We start from the raw sequence: 23,599 nt of genomic DNA on the forward strand, positions 1-23,599 counted from the left end.
CATTCTCCAAGTTGACGGACTTCGCTGCCATTACGCTGGTACGGCTGGGAGGGGGCAGGTCAAGCAGGCCAACTGCCGGTTGGCCGCCGGGCTGCGGACGTTCCCGGTCAGTTGACGCAGATAGGGGATGGGCATGGCGGAGCAGGACGGAACCGATGGGCAATTCTATGCCCGCACCGCCGCCCTTGCACGGCGTCCGTTACACGGCGTCCGTCACTTCGACAGCGTGGCGATCAGTACGTCGACCGAATACGGTTTCTGCACCAGCTCGAACCCATGCGCCCCCTGCTCGGCCAGCACATGGCTGTAGCCGCTGGTCAGCACCACGCGGATGGCCGGCCATTGCGCGCGGATGCGCTTGGCCAGCTCCACGCCGTTCATGCCTGGCATCACGACGTCGGTGAACACCATGTCGAACCCGCCCCGGCTTTCTTCCAGCGAGCGCAGCGCCGCGCCGGCGTCGACGACCCAGGCGGGTTCCTGGCCCATCTCGGTCAGGAGGTTGGTGACGAAGCCGCCCACCGTATCGTTGTCCTCGACCACGAGGATCCTGCGGCGCGGCAGATCCTGCCCATCGAACGTCTGCACCCGCATCGGCGCCTTCTGCACGACCTCGCATTCGGCTCGGGGCAGATACAGCGTGAAGGTCGTGCCCTCGCCCTGCTTGCTGGTGACGGTGACTTCCCCGCCCGACTGCTTGACGAAGCCATACACCTGGCTCAGGCCCAGGCCCGTGCCCTTGTCCACGGTCTTGGTCGTGAAGAAGGGTTCGAAAATGCGGTCCAGCAGATCGGGCGCGATACCGTCGCCCGTATCCCGCAGAGACACCGCCACGAAGTTGCCGATGAGCGCCCGATGCGACCGCGACGGCGGCACGCTCTCGGCCCGCTCGACCGCCACGTGCAGTTCGCCGCCCTTGGGCATGGCTTGCTTGGCATTGACCACGATGTTCAGCAACGCGGCCTCGAACTGGCCCGGATCCGCATGGACCACGCAGGGCGCGGCCACTGCCGTGCGCGACACCTTTACCGTGGCACCCACCGTGGTGTTGATCAGTTGGCTCATGCCCTCGATACGGTCGCGCACGTCGAAGTATTCGGGATCCAGGGGCTGCCGACGCGCAAAGGCCAGCAACTGCCGCGTGAGCGCGGCAGCACGCTCGGCGGTCTCGACGATGGCATTCAGATAGCGCGTGCGCTTGTCGTCAGCGATGGTCGGGCGGCGCAGCAGCTCGGCCGAGGAACGGATCACGGTCAGCAGGTTGTTGAAGTCGTGCGCCACGCCGCCGGTCAGGCGGCCGATCGCCTCGATCTTCTGCGCGTGATGCAGTTCGTCGCGCGCGCGCTGAACCTCCTCTTCCGCGCGCCGCTTTTCGGTGATGTCGCGCGTGACCTTGGCATAGCCGATCAGCTGGTTGGTCTCGTCGCGGATGGGATCGATGACCACGTGGGTCCAGAAGCGCGAACCGTCCTTGCGCAGCCGCCAGCCCTCGGATTCGAAGCGGCCCTCGCGGCAGGCGATCTCGAGCGCCTGCAAGGGCATGCCGGCGGCGCGGTCATCGGGCGTGTAGAACACGGAGAAATGGCGGCCGATGATCTCATTGGCCGTATAGCCCTTGAAGCGTTCGGCCCCGGTGTTCCAGCTGCTGACGTACCCATCGGCGTCCAACAGATAGATGGCGTAGTCCTTCACGGCCTCCACCAGCAGCTGGAAGCGGCGTTCTCCGGTGAGCAACTCCGAGATCACGGGACGGCGCTCGGGGAAAGTCATGGCGGGGAGGGTCTCCAGGTAGGTCTAGGCGGCCAGCATTCAGCCGCGGCTTGTTCATCTCAAACGAACACCTCGCCGCCAGGCACGAACACAATATCCGGGGGATTATGCACCACCCGCAGGGCGCAAGCGTGGGCCATGTGCGTTCGCGTAACTGGTATGGCGCGCCCGCGCGACGAAGCGCAACAAAGCGACCGACTACGTCGGCATATTACGTGCCCGGGTCGAAAGTACCGGAAACAAGGGGTGGGCGTCCACCGCTAATTACTTGATACCTCAAGCAAAACGGCGCCGCCATGCCGCAACGGCGCGTACGTCAGGGGCGCGGCAGCCGGCCCGCCCACCCGGTTTCTCAATCGACCTCGGCGCCCGATGCCTTGACCGCCGCGGCCCATTTCTTCACTTCCTTCGCAATGAAGGCGTCGGTCTTGGCGGGCGTCATGATCATGGGTTCCGCGCCGCGCTCGCGCAGATAAGCCTGCATTTCAGGCGTGCCCAGGATCGCGCCGATGCGCTCGTTCAACAGCGTCACGATGGGCTCGGGCGTGCCTTGCGGCGCCAGCACCGCGGCCCAGCCGATGGCCTCGAAGCCCGGATAGCCGGATTCGGCCACGGTCGGCACCTCGGGCAGTTGCGGCAGCCGTTCGGCGGTGGTGACGGCCAGGGCGATCGCCTTGCCGCTTTGCACGTGCGGCATGCCGGCGGTCACCGAGTCCACCATCAGCGGCACCTGGTTGCCCAGGAAATCCGCCTGCGCGGGGCCGCTGCCCTTGTAGGGGATGTGGCGGATGTCCAGCTTGGCGGCCGCCTTGAACATCTCGGCGGACAGATGCTGCGTGCCGCCGATGCCGGCGCTGGCGTAGGCCAGCTCGCCCGGCTGCGCGCGGGCCAGGTTGACCAGGTCATCCATCGTCTTGATGCCCGACTTGGGATTGGCCAGGAACATCAGCGGCACCGAGAAAATGCCCGACACCGGCGTGAAGTCGTCCGCCAGGCTGTATTCCAGCTTCTTGTACAGCGTCTGGTTGACGGCGGCGGCGCTGCCCGCCACCACCAGCGTGTAGCCGTCGGCGGGCGCGCGCGCGGCCTGCGTCATGCCGATGTTGCTGCCGGCGCCGGCGCGGTTGTCGACGAAGACCGCCTGCTTCAGGTCGCTGCCCAGTTTCTCGGCCAGCGCCCGCGCGAAGATGTCGGTGGCCTGTCCCGGCGGGAACGGCACGATCAGGCGGATGGCGTGGTCGGGGTACTGGGCGTGCGCGGCGAAGCTTGCCGCGGCCAGCGTGGCCCCGGCGATCAGTTTCTTGAACATGGCGGTCTCTCTCCAAAACAGCCGGGCATTGTAGAAGATTGCCGCTGACGGATTGCCACTGGCGCATCCGTGCCCGGGTAGATCGCCTGCCCTGCCCGGCGCGCAAAACAAGACAGCCGCCAATATTGGCGGCTGTCTTCATTCCCGATCGCCCGGGATGTCTTGGTAGGCCCCCCGAGAGTCGAACTCGGCACCAACGGATTATGAGTCCGCTGCTCTAACCAGGCATGAGCTAGAGGCCCTGAAAACTTACTGCCCTTCCAGGAAGCTCTTGAGCTTGTCGGCGCGGCTGGGGTGGCGCAGCTTGCGCAGTGCCTTGGCCTCTATCTGACGGATACGCTCGCGCGTGACGTCGAACTGCTTGCCGACTTCTTCCAGCGTCTGGTCCGTGCTCATTTCGATACCGAAACGCATGCGCAGGACCTTGGCTTCCCGAGGGGTCAGGGAGTCTAGCACTTCCTTGACCACATCGCGCATCGAACCATGCAGGGCCGCGTCGGACGGGGCCAGCGTGGACGTATCCTCGATGAAGTCGCCCAGATGCGAATCGTCGTCGTCGCCGATGGGGGTTTCCATCGAGATCGGCTCCTTCGCGATCTTCAAGATCTTGCGGATCTTGTCCTCGGGCATGTCCATCTTCTGCGCCAGGGTCGCGGGATCGGGCTCGGCGCCCGTTTCCTGCAGGATCTGACGGCTGATGCGGTTCATCTTGTTGATCGTCTCGATCATGTGAACCGGGATACGGATGGTGCGCGCCTGGTCGGCGATCGAACGCGTGATGGCCTGGCGGATCCACCACGTGGCGTACGTGGAGAACTTGTAGCCACGGCGGTATTCGAACTTGTCCACCGCCTTCATCAGGCCGATGTTGCCTTCCTGGATCAGGTCCAGGAACTGCAGGCCACGGTTCGTGTACTTCTTGGCGATCGAGATCACCAGGCGCAGGTTGGCCTCGGTCATTTCGCGCTTGGCCTTGCGGGCCTTGGCCTCGCCGGTGGCCATGCGCTTGTTGACGTCCTTCAGGTCCTTCAGCGGCAGCACCACGCGGGTCTGCAGGTCGATCAGCTTCTGCTGCAGTTCCTGCACGGCGGGGATCTGGCGTTCGAGCGTCTCGGCGTACGGATGGCCCGCGGCGACCTCGTCGATGATCCACTGCATGTTGGTCTCGTTGCCGGGGAACACCTTCAGGAAGTGCGAACGCGGCATGCCCGCGCGATCGACGCAGGTGTGCAGCACGGCGCGCTCGAGCTGGCGGACTTCCTCGACCTGGGCACGCAGCGTGTCGGCCAGCTTCTCGACCATCTTGGCCGTGAAGCGGATGCCCATCAGTTCGTTCTGGATGGTCTCTTGCGCGTTGATGTACACGTCGGACTTGTAGCCGTCCTTCTCGTACGACTGGCGCATGCGGTCGAACTGGCGGCTGACCTCGTCGAACTTCGACAGGGCCTTGACGCGCAGGTCTTCCAGCTGCTTGCTGGACATGCCGCCGGCCGGACCTTCGTCGTTCTCGTCTTCCTCGGCGGTCACGCCGGCGCCGGCGTATTCCTCGCCGTCTTCCGGATCGACCAGGCCGTCGACCACCTCATCGATCTGCGCCTGGCTTTCGCGCACGCGCGTGACGTGGTTCAGGATCTCGTTGATGGTGGTCGGGCAGGCCGAGATGGCCATGACCATGTGCTTGAGGCCGTCCTCGATACGCTTGGCGATCTCGATTTCGCCTTCGCGCGTCAGCAGTTCGACCGACCCCATTTCGCGCATGTACATGCGCACGGGGTCGGTGGTGCGGCCGAAATCGGAATCGACGGTGGTCAGCGCGGCTTCGGCCTCGTCCTCGACATCGTCGTCGTTCGAGGCCACGGGCGCGTTTTCGCTCATCAGCAGCGTTTCGGCGTCGGGGGCCTGGTCATAGACCGCGATGCCCATGTCGCTGAACGTGCTGATGATGCCGTCGATGGCTTCGGCGTCGACCAGGTCGTCGGGCAGATGGTCGTTGATTTCGCCGTAGGTGAGGTAGCCGCGGTCCTTGCCCAGCTTGATCAGCTGCTTCAGGCGGTTGCGGCGGGCTTCGTATTCTTCGGGCGTGACCGGGCCGCGGGCGATCAGATCCTTCGGATCACCCTTGCCGCGCTTGCCGCCGCGCTTGGGCGGCTTCAGGTCCGGCAGGACTTCGCCGTCGCCGTCCATCGTGTCTTCAAAACCGTCGGAGTCGTTGTTCGCGTTCTTCGCGGGGCGACCAGGGCGGCGGCCCGTGCCGCCGGCCGGACGCGCCGCGGCCACCAGGTCAGCCAGCTTGTCTTCGGCTTTCTTGGCACGCGCCGTCGCCGGCTTGTCGGCGGCAGCCACCTTCTTGGCGGCCGTCTTGGTCGCAGCCGTCTTCGCGACCTTCACGGCAGCCTTGGCAGGCGCCTTCTCGGCCGCCTTGCTGGCGGTGCGAGCGCGGCTGGCTGCCGGGGTCTGAACCTGTTCCGTATCGATTTCAGAGGTGGATTTGCCTGTGGATCTGGTCATAATCGCTTCCGTCGTCATCGCAACCCATAATGTTGGGAGGCTGAGTCATCGTGCACGGCTTTCGCGATCGCGAAATGCACGGGCACGGGTAAAACCGGCAGTGTCTGCTGGAATCGCGCGTCCGCGTTGGGCGCGGAACGGCTCTCGAGAGCCCAGCCCTGTCCTCTCTGGCCCGCTTGGGGGCACGAAGACATGTGGCATCGCATTTCCATTCGATGCGTCCGACCGGGCAACGGGGGAAGTTGTCGTGCCTGTAACAGGCTGGCCAGCTTTGCCGGGGTTTCCGCGCGTTGCTGTTCGACGCAATACAACTTCCTGCCTCATCGCCGGCAGCCGGAACGGATCGAACCGCCTGACCTGCCGTCTGGCTATACTGCAAATACTGACAAACTTGGTAATACGTACCGGATACCCCTCAGCCGGAATACTCCGCGAGCCGCCTTCGGTAACAGGCAACCGAAGGCAACCGACAGTAACAGATTCCTGGCCTCGCAGTCATGATCCGGTCGTTCGCCAGTGGTTCACAAGCCCGCTCAACGGGCTTGCGATTCAATCCTGAAGACATCGCACCAGCATTGCCGCCGCCGATGGATGCCGTGTCGTCTTGCTTACGGCTTTCGTTTTGGGTTCTTGCACGCGCAGGTCGACGTTTCAGGCACGAAGGGCTTTCAGGCGGCATGCCGTGATGCGCCGCGTGAACTGCATACGCGCGCAACGGCCCCGCCGTGCCGGACAGAAGCTGCCCTGTTCGTGCCCTTGGGTTGTACCACCAGGCGGATATTCCGCCGCATCGGACCAGCCGATGTTTCAATGTGATGGCACAACCTTAAGACACAACTGAGAGACCCTTGCCGTCCCTGGCGCCGGCTTGAGGCGCCATCCTTCATCCCGACAGGCCTGCCCCGGACAACGGTCTGCGGCGTCAAGCCCGCGATTCCTGCCCGACCCAGCCCTGCTGCCTTGCCACCTTCCCTGCACGTTGTTCACACTACGGACGCAACTTGCAATCGCCCTTGAACGAAAACCCTAAATACTACCTCAAATCAACCCTGCCCTGTAGTTTTTAAGACCATCAATCGGCTCGACAGTTCCTGGTAGCGCGTTTTTGCCTCATCCGACCCCAGGCCCTGCCTGATCAGGGCCTCGATTTCCGCCTTGATCGCACTGACCTCGATACGCTGCAGCGCATCATTCCACTCGGCCTGCGGATCGGGCAGATCCTCCTGGGCCAGCAGTTCGGCGCGCAAGCCCTTCAAGGCCACGTACAGGTCGGAATCGTCGTCGGCGGCCTCGAGCAAGGCGCCCAGATGCCGCGCGCCGCTGGTCTGGGCCAGGACGATCAGGTCACGCACCAACCCTAGATGGGGGGCGTGGTCGATGACTTCAAGCTGCTGGTCTCCCATGCTGTCGACCAGTTCGGGATGCGCCAGCAGCAGGCACAGCAGGTGGCGCGGCAGCGACGGCATGGTGCGCGGGCCCGCGTAGCCCTGCTCCTGCTCGCGGCGGCCCTTCCAGTCGCCCCTGCCCTTGCCTTTCCAGTCGCCCTTGCCCTTCCAGTCGCTCTTCTTCCAATCGCGCTTGCCGCCACCCTGACCGCCCTGACCGCCCTGGCCGCCCTGACCACCCTGGCCCCCCTGCCGCCCGCCGCCGGAAGCGCCGCCGCCGGTGAAGGACTCGATGTCGATGTAGGGCTCGGCATCCCCGTATTCGGGAACGTAGCCGTCGGGCTCGAAATGGCCCTCGCTCTCCCAGGAGGGCGCAGCCTCGTGCCCGGCAGGCACGGCCCCGTCGCCATCGGCGGGACGGCGCGCGGCCACCACGGGCGCCTTGGCCGCGCCGGCCGGACCGCCGGCCGCGCTGCCCGCCAGGGGCGCGCGAGACGCCTGCTGGCGCGCCAGCACCTGCGTCATCTCTTCGGGCGTGAGCATGACGTGCCGCGCCAGTTCGCGCTCGATCTGCAGGCGCAGGGCGCACTCCGGAATGGCCGCCAGCAGCGGACCGGCCTCGTGCAGGCAGCTCGCCCGCCCTTCGGCCTCTTCCATGTTGTGATGCGAGGTCAGTTCATCCAGCAGGAAGCGCGACAGCGCCGAGGCCTCGCCCAGACTGCTGCGGAAGGCCTCGCCGCCGAATTCGCGCACGTACGAATCCGGATCGTGCTCGTCGGGCAGGAACAGGAACCGGATGCTGATGTCGTCCCGCAGCACCGGCAGGCAAGCCTGCAACGCCCGCCATGCGGCGCGGCGCCCGGCCTTGTCGCCGTCGAAGCTGAAGACGACCTTGTCGCTGGCGCGCAGCAGCTTCTTCACATGATCGGGCGTCGTGGCCGTCCCTAGCGTGGCCACGGCGTTGGCGATGCCCAACTGCGCCAGGCCCACCACGTCCATGTAGCCCTCGACCACGATCACCACGCCTTCCTGGCGGATGGCCTGGCGGGCCTCCCACATGCCGTAGAGCTCCTGCCCCTTGGAGAAGACCGGGGTTTCGGGCGAGTTCAGGTACTTGGGCTCGCCCTTGCCGATGACGCGCCCGCCGAAGCCCACCAGCGTGCCACGCGCGTTGCGGATCGGGAACATGACCCGCTCGCGGAAACGATCGTAGCGCCGGCCGTCCTCGGACTCGATGACCAGGCCCGCCTCGACCAGCGTGGGATCGTCGTAGTTGTCGAATACCTTGGAAAGCCCGTGGCGGTCGGTGCCCGACCAGCCCAATCCGAAATGCGCGGCGATCTGGCCGGTGAGGCCACGCTGCTTGAGATAGGCGACGGCCTGGGGAGATGCGCGCAGCAGGCGCAGATAATGCGCCTGCGCGGCGTCCAGCACCGTGGTGTGGCGCGACGCTTCCGCCTTGCGGCGAGCCGACTCGGCCTGCTGGCGAGGACTGCGGGGTTCTTCGGGAACCGTCATGCCCACCGAGCCGGCGAGCGTGCGCACGGCCTCGGGGAAGCTGGCGCCGGTATGTTCCATCAGGAACGTAATGGCGCTGCCATGGGCGCCGCAGCCGAAGCAGTGATAGAACTGCTTCGTGGGGCTGACGGTGAAAGAAGGACTTTTTTCGTTGTGGAAGGGGCACAGGCCAAGCAGGTTGGCCCCACCCTTGCGCAACTGCACGTACCGCCCGACGATGTCCGCGACATCAACCCGGGCGAGCAGATCCTGAATGAACGACTCTGGGATCAATACATTCTGGAATCAAGTCGAGCCAGCGACTCTTGCTTGCGGCAAGAATCAGTACAGGCGCGGGGGCAGTTGCTGGCTACGAATCCGCTTGTAGTGGCGCTTGACCGCGGCGGCGTGCTTGCGCTTGCGCTCTGCCGTGGGCTTCTCGTAGAACTCGCGTGCGCGCAGCTCGGTGAGCAGTCCGGTCTTTTCGATGGTGCGCTTGAAGCGACGCAGAGCGGCTTCGAACGGTTCGTTTTCCTTCAGTCGAACGATAGGCATAGAGGTGGTTGGCCTGCTGTTTAAAGGGTAAAAGTTCATGCCCCGGCGAAATGACAGGCCCATCGCGGACACCCCAGAGGGCGCAGCAGGTGATGAGACTATCGTTTTGCCTGGGCTGGGGACGTCGGCGGCAATTGCCGCACCGCCGCAGCCACGAAAAAGGCGAAAAATGCCGACCCGCGGAAACATTCCGATATCGGATCGGTGGTAACCAGAGAATTTAACACGGATCACGAGTGGATTGCCAGCCCCGCGTCGTGAATTTGCCTCATCCCGTCACCGAGCCGGGTCCCGCAGGCAGATCGCCTTGCGTCTCGCACACCGCCGCCTCCCGCCATCGGCAGGCAACCATTTCAACGAGGTGCTCCGGCGCCATCTCCAGGGCCTGCGCCAAACCGAACAGCGTGGAAATAGTGGGCTGCCTGATACCGCGCTCGATTCTGGAAACAAAAGTACGGTCGACGCTGGCCTTGTGAGCAAGCTCCTCCTGGGAAATGGAGCGTGCGACCCTCTGCTGGCGCAAAGTTTCGCCAAAGATCAAAGGAAGATCAGGCATGACGTTCGTAGACATCGCGCCACGCTAGATGCGATGTTGCCTATAATCCACGGCCTATAGGCACGGTGCCTATAGGCCTCAAAATCGTGTGCGAGTGGATGGAACACGCAATGAAGATCGGAATCTTGTGCAGCCATTTCGGATTTGGGGGAGGCACGGAACGCTACGCACGGGACGTCGTTGCAGCCCTCAGCGAATGGCGTCGACAGCAGCAACCAGAACAACCACCCCGCATGCCATTCCACTCTACTGGTGATATGGACTATTGGCTCATTGCTGCGCGCGACGACCGCTTGCCGCATACGCCGGAATCGACCCTGTGGGTATTTGCCGAACGATTCGATCCGGATACACCGGAGTATGGCGTCGTCCATCCAGTCGAACTTGGTCATCGCTGGCTACCCCGAAAGCTCAGAGGCTGGGCGCACACCCTCTTGCTAGCGCGAATGCGCAGGGAAATGGGCCTGGTCTTGACGATAAGCATAAAAGCAACCGTCGCAGCAGACGTCGCAATATGCGGGTTCACCCTGAAAGGGGAGGCTCGAGCCCGCCGCCTGCGTAGAGGCTGGGTTTCGCGCTGGCGCACGCGCCTGGAGAAACAAGGCTACGAAAACTCCCGCCGCATCATCGCGCATTCGCAAGCGATCGCCAACGAACTGATCACGCTGTACGGCCTGCCCGCCGACAAGATCACGGTTGCCTACCCGCCCGTCGACCAAAGGGTTTTCTGTCTGACCTCCAACCAGGCAAGGGCGGCGTTGCGCACGAAATTCGGCATGCCCGAGAACCAGGCCATCTTCCTGTTTCCTTCCACGGGGCACGACCGCAAGGGGTTGAAGACCCTGATACGTCTTTTCGGCCAGATGGACTTGCCAGTGGTCCTGCTGATCGTAGGCAACGCGGCACCCGCAAAATTGCCGCCGAACGTTCGCTATGCCGGTTATCAGCGGGACATGGCTGCGCTGTACCAAGCCTGCGACTTCACGATCATGAACTCCGCGTACGAACCCTTTGGCTTGGTCGGCGTGGAGTCAGTACTGTGCGGCACACCGGTATTGATGAGTACGGTGACCGGCTGCACAGAAGTGCTTTCAGAAGAGGCTTGCAGCACTTTCGAGCACGACGACGACGGCGATATCCGCCTTGCCGTCGAACGCGCAACCACCCGCTTCCTCGCAGGCACGGCGAGGCTTCAAGCTCCGCTCGCTCACGTGCAATACGCCTGCTCTTTCGACGGTCATCTTCGCGCACTGCTAGCGTTGACCGAGGAATCCGCACCATGACCGAGACGACCCAAGAAAAAGCGCGCTTGCGGCATGGGCTGACGATGGCCGTCACGGCATTCGCGCTCGCATTTCCAGCCCTCGCAGCCACCATACGTCATGCCGCCAGCACCATCCAATTTGCGCTGGCACTGGCATTCCTGATCGGCCTAGCGACACTACCCTGGCGGCAACTGCACATCAGGCGCGAGCAAGGCGCGCCCGTGGCATGGATCTTCATGTTGTGGCCCGTGCTGGCCAGTGGCCAGATGCTCGCGGGGGGCTACTTTGATGGATCGGCAATGGAACGCGCGCTGCGGTTTGCCCTGTCCGCGCTGGCGCTATACATGATGGTGAACTTTCGCTCGTCCGCCTTGCGCCATATCGGGATCGCTTTCGCCGTAGGGGCGGCGGGGTGCGCCGGCCTGGCCGTTGCCTCGTGCTGGCACGGTATTGCAGGACAGCTCTTGCAATGCCGGGCGTCCAACGGCTTTACCAACCCAGTGCCGTTCGGAGGAATGGCGTTGACACTGGGCACGTGCGCGCTGGTTTCCCTGAGGTTCGAGTTTCCGAACCTATCAAGGCTCGGTCGCATCATTCGGGCTGTCGGGACGGCAGGCGGCCTGATGGCATGCGGACTCTCGCAAACTCGGGGCGCGTGGATCGCGATGCCCGCCCTGCTGCTGATCGCCCTGGCCCCCTGGCATGCAACTTGGTCAGTACACGGCCCCGCGCTGGCTCGCTATTTGCGAATACCACTGGCGCTGCTGCTTGCATGTGTCATCGCATTCTTTGGCAACACGATCACACTGCGCTTCGATGCGGCCATGAGCGACGTCACGGCCTATCAGCACGGAACCTCGCAAACGTCGATCGGCGCACGACTTGAAATGTGGCGTACGGCGGGACATATCTGGCGTCAAGCACCGTGGTTCGGCGTAGGCGCGGGGCGATGGCCACAGGCGCTGGCGCAGGAACAGGCGAATGGCCAGGCAGACAGCTACATCAAGGGCTTCAGCCACCCGCACAACGATTACTTTCAAATGCTGGCGGAAAAGGGCATCGTGGGATTGGCCCTGCTCCTGGCCAGCTATGCGGCCCCGGCAGCCATTGCGTGGCGCCAGCTACGACGGCGAAATGGCGAAATAGCCATGCATGCGCACATGTGCATTCTGATTTGCCTGGCCGCCGCAATTTTCAGCCTGACCGAAAGCATGTTGCAAATCAAGTTTCAGGTCGCGTTTTTCAGTGGGCTGATGGTTCTGAGCTTGGCTGGTGCCGTGGCGAAAGAAGCATCTGCAGATCACGCTCGTGAGCCATGACGCAGCCTGCAGCCAAACAGTGATTAGACAGACCCCTTGCGGATCCACGCCTCGAGCTGGTGCGGACGCAGGCTGTCGTAGTCTTCGAAGGGCTGGTGGATCCAGGGATTCGTGGGCAGCTTGTCGACGAAATAGTCGGGCGTGGCCTTGGAATGCCCTTTCCACCACAGCACCGCGCTGCGCAGCTCGGTAATGGCCGGGAACTGCGTCCTCAGGTGCTCGCAGACCCGGTTGAACGTCAGCCCCGTGTCCACCATGTCATCGACCAGCAGCACCCTGCCCTGCGGCGCGCCGCGGGTGATGGTGATGAACTGGGCGATATCCAGGTCGCCCTGCTTGGTGCCGGCCGCCTCGCGATAGCTGCTGGTGGCCAGGATGCCCAGCGGCACATCGAAAATGCGCGACATGACATCGCCCACGCGCACACCGCCGCGGGCCAGGCACAGGATCAGGTCGAACTGCCAGCCCGACTCGTACACCTGCAGCGCAAGGCGTTCAATCAGTTTGTGGTACTGATCCCACGACACCCACAGATGGCTATCGGTACTGGCTGGCATGACGGACTCCTCAGCCCTTCAGGGGGTGGCGCAGGAAGATGGTTTCGTTGCGGTCGGGGCCGGTGGACACCAGGTCGATCGGCACGCCGCACACTTCGGCCACGCGTTCGAGGTAGCGGCGGGCATTGGCGGGCAGCTTGGCGTATTCGGTGATGCCGACGGTGGACTCGCTCCAGCCGGGCAGTTCTTCGAACACGGGCTGGGCCTGCGCCACGGCGTGCGCGCCGTACGGCAGCACGTCGCGGAACTCGCCGTCGACACGGTAACCGACGCCCAGCTGGATGGTTTCCAGGCCGTCCAGCACGTCGAGCTTGGTGATGCACAGGCCCGAAATGCCGTTCAGGCGCACCGAGCGCTTCAGCGCGGCGCCATCGAACCAGCCGCAGCGGCGCGGACGGCCGGTGACCGAGCCGAATTCCTTGCCGATGGTGGCCAGGCGGGTGCCGATCTCGTCGACGAGCTCGGTCGGGAACGGGCCCGAACCGACACGCGTGGTGTAGGCCTTGGTGATGCCCAGGACGTAATGCAGTTGCTGGGGGCCGACGCCGGCGCCGGCCGAGGCCGCGCCCGCCAGGCAGTTGCTGCTGGTGACGAAGGGATAGGTGCCGTGGTCGACGTCCAGCAGCGCGCCTTGCGCGCCCTCGAACAGCAGGCTCTTGCCTTCCTGCTGCAGGGCGTACAGGTTGCTGGAGACATCCTTGACCATCGGGGCGATGGCGGGCGCCAGGGCCATGGCCTGGTCGCGCACCTCGTTGGCCGACACGGCTTCGGCGCCCAGGTACTGGGTCAGCACGAAGTTGTGATAGTCCAGCACCTCGGCCAGCTTTTCGTCGAACAGCGAGGGATTGAACAGGTCCTGCACGCGGATGGCGCGGCGGGCGACCTTGTCTTCATAGGCCGGGCCGATGCCGCGGCCGGTGGTGCCGATCTTGCCCTCGCCCTTGCGCGCTTCGCGGGCCTTGTCGACGGCCACGTGGTACGGCAGGATCAGCGGGCAGATCTCGGAGATCTGCAGGCGCGAGCGCACGTCCAGGCCGGCCGACTCGAGCTCCTGGATCTCGTTGAGCAGGGCTTCCGGAGACAGCACGACGCCGTTGCCGATGAAGCAGGTCACGCCAGGATGCATGATGCCCGACGGGATCAGGCGCAGAATGGTCTTCTTGCCATTGATCCAAAGGGTGTGGCCGGCATTGTGGCCGCCCTGGAAACGGACGACGCCGGCCACGGATTCGGCCAGCAAGTCGACGATCTTGCCCTTGCCTTCGTCACCCCATTGGGTGCCGATCACGACTACGTTCTTGCTCATGGTGAAATCAGATCTAGAGTTTCTCGGGAAATCCGGAAATCTCCCCAAGGGCCCGCCCGTGTGGGGCGGGGGTTAGGTGATTACTTCAAAACTTCAGAGCGCCCGGACCGTCCAGACGCCATCCTGCAGCGCCAGTTCGCGGTCGCAGACGAATTCGTCCTGGTCGTGCTCGTGGCCAGGCAGCACCTGGACCACGATCTCGCCAGCGCGGCGCAGGCCGCGCACGGCATCGGCCAGGGCCGGGTCCTGGCTCCAGGGGGCGCGCACGGCCGGAGCGCGCTCGGCCGGCGGCAGGCCGGCGGCCAGCTTGCGCAGGTCGAGGCTGAAACCGGTGGCCGGACGGGCCCGGCCAAAAGCGCGGCTGACGTTGTCATAGCGGCCGCCGCGCACCAGCGCGTCGTGCCAGCCTTCGGCATAGACCGCGAACGTCGCGCCGGAGTGATAGGCATAACCGCCCACATCGGCCAGGTCGATGCTGATGGCGACCTGCGGCAACGCATCCAGCAGGGTCTGCAGGCCATCGAGCGCCTGGCCCAGGCCGGGCAGCGCCGGCAGGCGCTCGCGGGCCTCGGCCAGCACCTCGGGACCGCCGTACAGTTCGGTCAGGGCGCGCAGCGCGGCCAGCGTCCGCGGGGAGACGGGCGCATCGCCCTGCCCCAGTTCGGCCAGGCCGGGACCATCCTTCTCGCGCAGCAGCATGATGATGGCGTCGACGTTGGCGCGCGCGGCCGGGTCGGACTCCAGGATGGCATGCAGCACGCCAGGATGGCACAGGTCCAGCCTGGGCTGGCGCACGCCGGCGATCTCGAGCGTCTCCAGCACCATGCGCAGGATTTCGAGGTCGGCCTCGACGCCGGCATGGCCATAGATCTCGGCGCCGATCTGCAGCAGCTCGCGGCTGGACAGCAGGTCGGCCGGGCGCGCATGCAGCACGTTGCCGCAATAGCAAAGCCGCGTGACGCTGGTGCGATTGAGCAGGTGCGCGTCGATGCGCGTGACCTGAGTCGTCATGTCGGCGCGTACGCCGAGCGCGCGGCCGGACAACTGGTCGACCAGTTGGCACGTCTGCAGCGTGAGGTCGCTGCCCGTGGCGGACAGCAGTGAATCGATGTACTCGACCAGGGGCGGCGCGACCAGTTCGAACCCGTACGTGCGATACAGATCGAGCAGTTCGCGGCGCAACTCTTCGATGCGCCGGGCTTCGGCCGGCAATACGTCGGCGAAGCCTTCGGGCAGCAACCAGTTACCCATGAATTTATCCGGATGACGCCGCGCGGCGTGCGCGGGGCGTTGCCAAAACAAAAACGGCTGAGGGGGCGTAAGCCCCGCTCAGCCGTGTGCGGAATGTTTTCTAGCTTACGCGGCATTATACATGCTCGCGCCGCCGGTGGCGTGACAAGGCCGGACCGCCCGCGGGCGGCCCGACGGGAGGCAGGCCCGACTACTGGCGGGCGGCTTCCGGCGCCGCCGGCCGCGAACCCGGGTTCGGGTTCTTGAAGTAGTTGAAGAAGTCGGAACTGGGATCGACCACCAGCACGTCGCCGGGCTTGGAGAAGGCCGAACGGTAGGCTTCCAGGCTCTTGTAGTAGTCGTAGAACTCGGGGTTCTTGCCGAAGGCCTGCGCGTAGATGTTGCTGGCCTGCGCATCGCCTTCACCCATGACGGCCTGAGCCTTGGCATAGGCCTGGGCCACGATGACCTCGCGCTGGCGGTCGGCCTCGGCGCGGATCTTCTCGCTTTCGGCGGCGCCGATGGAGCGCAGTTCGTTGGCCACGCGGGTACGCTCGGCCTCCATGCGGCGGTAGACCGACTCGGAGATCTCGGGCGCGAACTCGATGCGGCGCAGGCGCACGTCGACCACTTCCACGCCCAGGGGTTGGGCGCGGCGGGCCACGTTGGTCAGGATTTCGGCCATGACCTTGTCGCGCTGCGTGGAGACCACGTCGCTGACGGTGCGCACGTTGACGGAGGCGTTCAGGGCGTCGCGGATCTGGGCCTGCAGGCGTTCCTGGGCGGCGCGCTCGTTGCCGCCGAAGGTGACGTAGTACAGGCGCGGATCGGCGATGCGCCACTTCACGTACGAGTCGATCAGCAGGTTCTTCTTTTCGGAAGTCTGGATGCGCTCGGCATCGGTGGACTCGATGGTGAGGATGCGCTTGTCGATGGTGACGACGTTCTGGAACGGCGGCGGCAGCTTGAAGTACAGGCCAGGCTCGCTGATGACCTTGCGGACCTCGCCCAGGGAGAACACCAGGGCGTAGTCCCGCTCGCGCACGGTGAAGACGCAGGAAGACAGGGCGGCCAGCGCGATGAGCAATCCGACCAGGATGGGCATGAGACGTTGCATGTTCCGGATTCCTCGGGTTAGCGCGACATGCGGTCGCGGGTCAGCGTGTTGCCGCTGCTGGCGCCGGCGTTGCCGCCGGCCGAGGACGCGGAACCCGCGCCGGACGAACGCTGCGGCGCGGCGGGCACGGCGGGCGTATTGGCGCCGGGCAGGCCGAAGCTGGCCTGGCCCGACGGCTTGCCGCCGTCCTTGGCCGTCTGCTGCATGATCTTGTCCAGCGGCAGGTACAGCATGTTGTTGTTGCTGCGCGAATCCACCATCACCTTGCTGGCGTTGGTGAAGACTTCCTGCATGGTCTCGAGGTACATGCGCTGGCGCATGGTCTGCGGCGATTTCTCGTACTCGGCCAGGATGGACGTGAAGCGCGCGGCGTTACCCTGCGCATCGCCCACCACCTTGGCCTTGTAGCCCTCGGCCTGCTCGACCATGCGCGAGGCCTGGCCGGAAGCCAGCGGCACCACGCCATTGGCGTAGGCCTGGCCCTCGTTGATCTGGCGCTCGCGATCCTGGCCGGCCTTGACGGCGTCGTCGAACGCGGCCTGGACCTGCTCGGGCGGCTGCACGTTCTGGATGGCCACGGTGCTGACCTGGATGCCGGCCGCATAGCGGTCGAGGATCTGCTGCATCAGGGTCTGGACCTCGGACGCGACCTCGGTCCGGCCTTCGTACAGCACGAAGTCCATGGGCTTCTTGCCGACGATCTCGCGCATGGCGGTCTCGGAGGCCTGGCGCACCGCGTCGTCGGGATCACGCATCTTGAACAGGTAGTCCGGCGCGCCGTCGGCGCGCAGGCGGTACTGCACCACGAACTGCATGTCGACGATGTTCTCGTCCGTGGTCAGCATCAGCGCTTCGGGCAGGACCTTGTTGCGGGCATTGCCGCGGAAGCCCACCTCGAAGGTGCGCAGCTGCGAAATGTTGACCATTTCGTGGCTTTGGATGGGATACGGCAGGCGCCACTGGAAGCCGGCGGGCGCGGTGCTCTTGTACTTGCCGAACTGCGTGACGACGGCGACCTGGCCTTCCTGGACGATGAAGAAGCCGCTGGCCAGCCACAGCGCGACCAGCACGGCGACGATCACGCCCAGGCCGATGCGCGCGCCACGCGGCGACGGCGGCGTGACGCCCCCGCCCCGGTTGGGCCGGTTTCCGCCCCCGCGGCGGCCGAACAGCGAGCCCAGGCGGTTGTTGAAATCACGCCAGACTTCGTCGAGGTCCGGAGGACCGTCTTCGTTCTTGGGGCGGCGCGGCGGTTCGGAGCCGTTGTTGTTGCCGCGTCCCCAGCCCGGGTCATTCAGATTGAAGAGTTTGATGATTCGACGCATTGTTTCCCACAATCTGGCCGGTTTCTGCGATTGCCCCACGCAACGCATCCAAGCCGGCGCGCTCGGTAGCGCTTACGAATATGCGCGCAATCGTACCATGTGCATCACGGTCGATCCTGGGCTCGAGGCCAGCTCGGTCGATCTTGTTATAGACCAGGATTGTCGGGATTTGTGCCGCGCCGATCTCGGCCAGCACCTTGTTCACTTCGAATATCTGCTCGTCGCGCTGCGCGCTGGAGGCGTCGACCACGTGCAGCAGCAGGTCGGCGTGCACCGTTTCCTCCAGCGTGGCGCGGAACGCGGCGATCAGCTTGGTCGGCAGGTCGCGGATGAAGCCCACGGTGTCGGACAGCACGACATTGCCCGCCCCTTCGATCCAGATGCGGCGCGTGGTGGTGTCCAGGGTGGCGAACAACTGGTCGGCGGCATAGGCGCCGGCGCGCGTCATCGCGTTGAACAGCGTGGACTTGCCGGCGTTGGTGTAGCCCACCAGCGAGACCGACAGGGCCCCGCCCCGCGCGCGGGCGCGGCGCTGGGTGACGCGCTGGCGCTCGACGCGGTCGAGCCGCTCGCGCAGCACCTTGACCTTGTCGCCGATGATCCGGCGGTCCATTTCGAGCTGGGCTTCGCCGGGACCGCGCATGCCGATACCGCCGCGCTGGCGCTCGAGGTGGGACCACAGGCGGGTCAGGCGCGTGGCCAGGTGCTGCAACTGGGCCAGCTCGACCTGCAGCTTGCCTTCGTGGCTCTTGGCGCGCAGGGCGAAGATGTCGAGGATGAGCGCCACGCGGTCGACCACGCGCAGATTGAACTCGCGCTCGAGATTGCGCTGCTGGGCCGGCGACAGCGGCTGGTCGAACAGGATGATGTCGACCAGTTGGGCCTTGGCCATCATGACGGCCTCTTCGACCTTGCCCGAGCCGATGAAGAACTTGGCGTCGGGGGTGTCGCGCCGCGCGGTGAGAATGCCGGTGATCTCGGCGCCCGCGCCGCGCGCCAGCATGGCGAATTCGTCGGCGTGAGCGGCGTGTTCAGGACTGCCCAGATCAACGCTGATGATCAGTGCACGCATGCTTGAATGGTCTCTCCTGCCGGCGAGCGAGCGCCGGCATGCAATGGGGGACCCCAGCGAAAATGCCCGCCTGCGCGAAACGCGCGGCGGGCAATAGGGGGCACTACCGGAACAGGCGGGTTATTCAGCAGGAACTTCCACCTGGAAATTGACGGCCCGGGCGGGAACCACGGTGGAGATGGCGTGCTTGTAGACCATCTGGGTGACCGTGTTGCGCAGCAGGACGACGTACTGATCGAAAGATTCGATTTGCCCTTGAAGCTTGATGCCGTTCACGAGGTAGATGGACACGGGCACATGCTCTTTGCGCAGCGTGTTCAGGAACGGATCTTGCAGAGTTTGCCCTTTATTGCTCATTGGCCAGGCTCCTTTTGTTTTGTTGAAGACGGCAGCAGACGCCGGAGTTGGTACTCATCCGTACTCTACAGGGTTTCCCCTGCCCGTGCCACTTGGCCCAGGGAGCAAGATGACACCAGAGTTTTCAGCCCGCAACCAGTGCCCGCAAGGCTTCGAGCAACGTGGTGCACTGGGGCTCCGTACCCACCGTGATGCGCAGGAACCGGTCGATGCGCGGCTGCTTGAAATGGCGCACGATGATGCCGCGGTCGCGCAGGCCGGCGGCCAGGGCGGCGCCGTCGTGCGAGGGGTGCCGGGCGAACACGAAATTGGCGGACGACGGCAGCACTTCGAAGCCCAGGTCGTGCAGGCCCGCGGTCATGCGCGCACGGGTTTCCATCACGGCGCGGCGGGTGCGTTCGAAGTGGCCCGCGTCGTCCAGCGCGGCGGCCGCGCCGGCCTCGGCCACGCGGTCGATCGGGTAGGAATTGAAGCTGTTCTTCACGCGCTGCAGGCCGTCGATCAGCGCCTCGTGGCCGATGGCGAAACCCACCCGCAGGCCCGCCAGCGAACGCGACTTGGACAGCGTCTGCACCACCAGCAGATTCTCGTGGCGCTCGACCAGCGAGGCCGCCGACTGGGCGCCGAAATCGACATAGGCTTCATCGACCACCACCACGCATTGCGGATTGGTGGCGACGATGCGCTCGACGTCGCCCAGTTCGAGCGCGCGGCCCGTGGGGGCATTGGGATTCGGGAAAATGATGCCGCCGGCAGGACCACGATCGCCCGCTTCGGGCAGGTAGTCGGCCGGATCGATGCGGAAATCGTCGGTCAGCGGCACGGTGTGCTGCGCCACGCCGTACAGGCCGCAATAGACCGGATAAAAGCTGTAGCTGATGTCGGGGAAACGCAGCGGCTGCGGTTGCTGGAAGAACGCCATGAAAACGTGCGCCAGCACTTCGTCGGAACCATTGCCCACGAACACCTGCTCGGGACGCACACCCGCGCTGGCCGCGGCGGCCTGGCGCAGGCGATCCGAATTGGGATCGGGGTACAGGCGCATGGCGTCGTCGCATGCGTCGCGCATCGCTTGCAGGGCGCGCGGCGACGGGCCGTAGGGATTCTCGTTGGTGTTGAGCTTGACGAGGTTGGCCACCTTCGGCTGCTCACCCGGAACGTAGGGGCTGAGCGTGCCCACCACGGGGCTCCAGTAACGACTCATAGTGCAGATTCCCTTGATGCCGAGCGCCGCCCCGAGGATTCCGCCCCGGCAACGGCCCTGCTTTTACTCATTTACCTTCTTGATCCGCGTAGGGATTGTGCGAAGACTTGAACTCGATGCGCAGCGGCGTGCCGGCCAGCTTGAAGGCCTCGCGGAAGCGCGTTTCGAGATAACGCCGGTACGAATCCGGGATGGCGTCCAGCGCGTTGCCGTGGATGATGACCAGCGGCGGGTTCTGGCCGCCCTGGTGGGCGTACCGCATCTTCGGCCGGAAGATGCCCTTGCGGGGTGGCTGCTGCTGCTCGACGGCGGTTTGCAGCTCGCGCGTGAGCTTCGGCGTGGACAGCTTGGCGAAGGCCGCGGCATGGGCCGAATTGACGGATTTCATCAGGGGCTTGATGCCCGTGCCCTTCAGGGCCGAGATGGTGTGCACGTTGGCGAACGACAGGAAGCGCAGCTTGCGCTGGAACTCGCGCTCGATCTGCTCGCGCTGGTCTAGGCTCAGGCCGTCCCATTTGTTGATGGCCACCACCACCGCGCGGCCGGTTTCGAGCACGAACCCGGCAATGTGGGCATCCTGCTCGGACACCTCGGTCTGTGCGTCCAGCACCAGGACTACCACGTTGCAGGCCTCGATGGCCTGCAGGGTCTTGATGACGGAGAACTTCTCGATGGCCTCGAACACCTTGCCGCGCTTGCGCAGGCCCGCGGTGTCGATCAGCGTATAGCGCTTGCCGTCCCGTTCGAAATCGATCTCGATGGCGTCGCGCGTGGTGCCCGGCATGTCGAACGCGATGACGCGCTCTTCGCCGATCAGCGTGTTGATCAGCGTGGACTTGCCCACGTTGGGGCGGCCCACGATGGCCAGCTTGATGCGGTGGTCGTGCTCGCCCTCGCCTTCCTGCTCTTCGGACGCTTCCTCGACCGGCACGAGATCGCGCAGCGCGGTCTCGATCAGGTCGACGATGCCATCGCCATGCGCGGCCGAAATGGGGGTGGGCTGGCCCAGGCCCAGTTCGTGGAAATCTCCGGTGGCGGCGCCGGAACCCATGCCTTCGGCCTTGTTGACCGCCAGCACCACGCGCTGCTGGCCGGACTTGCGCAGCAGGCGGGCGATTTCGTGGTCGTGCGCGTTGATGCCGGCCCGGGCATCGACCAGGAACACGACGACGTCGGCCTCGGCGATGGCCTGGCGCGTCTGGCGCGCCATCTCCATCATGATGCCGGTCTTGGCCACGGGTTCGAAACCGCCCGTATCGATGACGATGAACGGGATCTCGCCCACTCTGCCCTCGCCATAGTGGCGGTCGCGCGTCAGGCCGGCGTAATCGGCCACCAGCGCGGCGCGCGAACGCGTCAGGCGATTGAAAAGGGTCGATTTACCGACGTTGGGACGGCCGACCAGGGCGACGACAGGCTTGAAGGACACAGTAGATGGAAGAGCGAAGAACGGGTTGGTTTATTTGATGCCGATCATGACCAGATCGCCATCGCCGGTCTGCACCAGCACGCCTTGCGACGTGGCCTGGGGCGGAGACACGATAGGATCGCCGCCCACCGACAGGCGCGCCAGCAGGCCGCCGTCGCTGCGCGACAGGAAATGCACGTAGCCTTCGAGGTCGCCCACCGCGACGGCGCCGCCGTAAGACACCGGGACGGTCAGCGCACGGTTGCGCAGCGCGTTCTGGCGCCAGACGTTGGCGCCGGTATCCAGCGCGAAGGCGTTGACCACGCTGTGCTGGTCGGACGAGTAGGCGTAGCGGTCGTCGACGGACAGGCCGGTGGAGCTGGAGAAGTCCTTGCTCCAGAGCGGACGGCCGCCGGCGGACACGTCGAAGCACACGGCGCGGCCCTGGTAGGCCACGGCGCACAGCAGGCGGCCGGCCAGCGCGGGCGCGCCGACCACGTCGGTCAGGCGTTCGAGGTCGCTGGCGCCCTTGGGCGTGGCGACCGTGCCTTCCCATTGGACGTTGCCGCTGGCCAGGTTGATGGCCATCATCTTGCCGCCAGGCAGGCCGGTGATGACCAGGCCCTGGGCGATGACCAGTTGGGCCGCGCTGCGCAGGGCCAGCGCGGGGCCGGGACGCTGCAGGCTCCAGAGGCGGTCGCCGGTGTTGGCGTCGAAGGCCTGCACGCGGTAGTCGCCGCTGCGCACCACCACGACGCCGTCGCCGACCACGGGCGGCACGGTGACTTCGCTGGTGGCCTGGGCCTTCCACTTGACCTTTCCGGTGTCGTCGAACGCGATGATCTGGCCCACGGGCGTGGCCACCACGGTGACGCGGCCATCGCTGGCGGCGCCGGCCGACAGCGGGGTATCGGCCGAGACGCGCCACAGCGAACGGCCGCTGAGCAGGTCGAACTTGCCGACACGGCCGTCAGGCGTGGCGGCATAGATGGCATCGCCCACCACCGTGGGCACGAAGCCCAGGCCGGAACCGCTGCCGATCGAGGCCTTCCAGGAGGCGTTGACGGAGATGCCCGGCTTGTAGTCGGTCAGCGGAACCGGCGCATAGCGCGTGTCGTCGCTGCCGAACATCGAGCAACCACCCAGCACGGCAATGCCGGCCAGGACCAGGGCGCCGCGCCAGGAGCGGCCGAAACGGGGGAAGCGCATCACTTGTCAGGCTCCGCTCAATGCGTCGAGTTTCAATTGCACGATCTGCGTCAGGGGATGGGCGGCGCCCAGCGCCTGCAGCGCGGTCTTCCAGGCATCGCGGGCTTCGTCGCGCTTGCCCTGCGCGGCCAGCACGTCGCCGCGGCGGTCGGCATACAGCGCGGCGAACGCGGCCGGCGGGTTCTCCAGCTGCTTCAGCGCCTGGTCGTATTGCTTCTGGTCGAGCAGCAGGCCCGCCAGGCGCAGGCGCGCCACGGGCTGCAGCGCGGGCTGCTTGGACTGGCCCGCCAGCCATTCGAGCTGCTGGCGCGCGCCGTCGATGTCCTTCTGGTCACCCAGCGCCTGCGCGGCGATCAGCGCGCCGCGGCCGGCATAGCCGGTCGAGGGATAGTCGTTGCGCAGGGTCTGCGCGGCGGCCTTGATGCGCGCCGCCGAGTCGGCGCCGCCCAGGCGGGCCGCGTCTTCCAGCGCCTCGAAGTAGCCCATGGCCTGGTTGGCGCGGTAGTTCTGGTAGGCGCGCCAGCCGGACCAGCTGGCCGCGCCGACGGCGGCGATGGCGACCACGATGGTGACGAGCATGCCATAGCGTGCCCACCACGCCTTCAGCGCGTCGAGTTTTTCCTGTTCTTCGAGATCGTATGCCATTGCTG

General features: G+C 65.5%; 19 protein-coding genes and 1 tRNA gene. 2 read left to right on the forward strand and 18 right to left on the reverse strand.

What is annotated here, in order from left to right:
• Nucleotides 1-213: 213 nt before the first annotated feature.
• The 7 genes from A6745_RS19135 to A6745_RS19165 form a co-directional block, all read right to left on the reverse strand.
• Nucleotides 214-1,770 carry a PAS domain-containing sensor histidine kinase gene (locus A6745_RS19135; RefSeq protein ID WP_066130590.1) on the reverse strand — a complete coding sequence of 519 codons (1,557 nt, stop codon included), beginning with the start codon at nt 1,768-1,770 and terminating at the stop codon, nt 214-216.
• A gap of 352 nt (nt 1,771-2,122) precedes the next feature.
• Nucleotides 2,123-3,079, reverse strand: a complete 957-nt coding sequence (locus tag A6745_RS19140) for a tripartite tricarboxylate transporter substrate binding protein (RefSeq protein ID WP_066130592.1) — start codon at nt 3,077-3,079, stop codon at nt 2,123-2,125.
• 163 nt (nt 3,080-3,242) lie between these two features.
• Nucleotides 3,243-3,321 (reverse strand) — tRNA-Ile (locus A6745_RS19145).
• 7 nt (nt 3,322-3,328) lie between these two features.
• Entirely contained in the window at nt 3,329-5,587 is a 2,259-nt protein-coding gene (rpoD, locus tag A6745_RS19150; protein WP_066130593.1) for an RNA polymerase sigma factor RpoD, read from the reverse strand.
• A 1,043-nt stretch (nt 5,588-6,630) separates the two neighbouring features.
• Complete coding sequence (gene dnaG / locus A6745_RS19155; protein WP_066130595.1) at nt 6,631-8,763, reverse strand: DNA primase; 2,133 nt, start codon at nt 8,761-8,763, stop codon at nt 6,631-6,633.
• A 48-nt stretch (nt 8,764-8,811) separates the two neighbouring features.
• On the reverse strand, nt 8,812-9,024 hold the full coding sequence (gene rpsU, locus A6745_RS19160) for a 30S ribosomal protein S21 (protein WP_066130597.1): 213 nt from the start codon (nt 9,022-9,024) through the stop codon (nt 8,812-8,814).
• A gap of 268 nt (nt 9,025-9,292) precedes the next feature.
• The gene (locus tag A6745_RS19165; protein WP_066131403.1) at nt 9,293-9,580 is read right to left on the reverse strand and encodes a helix-turn-helix domain-containing protein; all 288 of its coding nucleotides are present in this window, start codon (nt 9,578-9,580) and stop codon (nt 9,293-9,295) included.
• A 110-nt stretch (nt 9,581-9,690) separates the two neighbouring features.
• Between A6745_RS19165 and A6745_RS19170 the strand changes: the two genes are divergently transcribed.
• Both A6745_RS19170 and A6745_RS19175 read left to right on the forward strand, forming a co-directional pair.
• Entirely contained in the window at nt 9,691-10,863 is a 1,173-nt protein-coding gene (locus tag A6745_RS19170) for a glycosyltransferase family 4 protein (RefSeq protein WP_197488190.1), read from the forward strand.
• The gene (locus A6745_RS19175) at nt 10,860-12,164 is read left to right on the forward strand and encodes an O-antigen ligase family protein (RefSeq protein ID WP_066130601.1); all 1,305 of its coding nucleotides are present in this window, start codon (nt 10,860-10,862) and stop codon (nt 12,162-12,164) included. Before A6745_RS19170 ends, A6745_RS19175 begins: the two co-directional genes overlap by 4 nt.
• A gap of 23 nt (nt 12,165-12,187) precedes the next feature.
• Here A6745_RS19175 and A6745_RS19180 read toward each other — a convergent pair whose 3' ends face one another.
• The 11 genes from A6745_RS19180 to A6745_RS19230 all read right to left on the reverse strand — a co-directional run bounded on the left by A6745_RS19180 (nt 12,188) and on the right by A6745_RS19230 (nt 23,594).
• Nucleotides 12,188-12,721 (reverse strand): phosphoribosyltransferase, encoded by a 534-nt coding sequence (locus A6745_RS19180; RefSeq protein ID WP_066130603.1) that lies wholly within the window; start codon nt 12,719-12,721, stop codon nt 12,188-12,190.
• A 10-nt stretch (nt 12,722-12,731) separates the two neighbouring features.
• Nucleotides 12,732-14,027 (reverse strand): adenylosuccinate synthase, encoded by a 1,296-nt coding sequence (locus A6745_RS19185; RefSeq protein ID WP_066130605.1) that lies wholly within the window; start codon nt 14,025-14,027, stop codon nt 12,732-12,734.
• 93 nt (nt 14,028-14,120) lie between these two features.
• Entirely contained in the window at nt 14,121-15,278 is a 1,158-nt protein-coding gene (locus A6745_RS19190) for an ATP phosphoribosyltransferase regulatory subunit (protein WP_066130607.1), read from the reverse strand.
• A 190-nt stretch (nt 15,279-15,468) separates the two neighbouring features.
• On the reverse strand, nt 15,469-16,374 hold the full coding sequence (gene hflC / locus A6745_RS19195; protein WP_066130609.1) for a protease modulator HflC: 906 nt from the start codon (nt 16,372-16,374) through the stop codon (nt 15,469-15,471).
• 17 nt (nt 16,375-16,391) lie between these two features.
• The gene (hflK, locus tag A6745_RS19200; protein WP_066130616.1) at nt 16,392-17,699 is read right to left on the reverse strand and encodes an FtsH protease activity modulator HflK; all 1,308 of its coding nucleotides are present in this window, start codon (nt 17,697-17,699) and stop codon (nt 16,392-16,394) included.
• Entirely contained in the window at nt 17,665-18,771 is a 1,107-nt protein-coding gene (hflX, locus tag A6745_RS19205; RefSeq protein WP_066130618.1) for a GTPase HflX, read from the reverse strand. The genes hflK and hflX overlap by 35 nt, the downstream gene beginning before the upstream one ends.
• 120 nt (nt 18,772-18,891) lie before the next feature.
• Nucleotides 18,892-19,128, reverse strand: a complete 237-nt coding sequence (gene hfq / locus A6745_RS19210; protein WP_003810707.1) for an RNA chaperone Hfq — start codon at nt 19,126-19,128, stop codon at nt 18,892-18,894.
• Between the two features lie 124 nt (nt 19,129-19,252).
• Entirely contained in the window at nt 19,253-20,332 is a 1,080-nt protein-coding gene (gene hisC / locus A6745_RS19215) for a histidinol-phosphate transaminase (protein ID WP_066130623.1), read from the reverse strand.
• Between the two features lie 67 nt (nt 20,333-20,399).
• Entirely contained in the window at nt 20,400-21,761 is a 1,362-nt protein-coding gene (gene der, locus A6745_RS19220) for a ribosome biogenesis GTPase Der (protein ID WP_066130624.1), read from the reverse strand.
• 30 nt (nt 21,762-21,791) lie between these two features.
• Nucleotides 21,792-22,952, reverse strand: a complete 1,161-nt coding sequence (bamB, locus tag A6745_RS19225) for an outer membrane protein assembly factor BamB (RefSeq protein ID WP_197488191.1) — start codon at nt 22,950-22,952, stop codon at nt 21,792-21,794.
• 3 nt (nt 22,953-22,955) lie between these two features.
• Nucleotides 22,956-23,594 (reverse strand): YfgM family protein, encoded by a 639-nt coding sequence (locus A6745_RS19230; RefSeq protein WP_066130626.1) that lies wholly within the window; start codon nt 23,592-23,594, stop codon nt 22,956-22,958.
• Nucleotides 23,595-23,599 lie beyond the last annotated feature (5 nt).

It is taken from the genome of Bordetella ansorpii, from assembly GCF_900078705.1.
Lineage (GTDB): Bacteria > Pseudomonadota > Gammaproteobacteria > Burkholderiales > Burkholderiaceae_B > Bordetella > Bordetella ansorpii_A.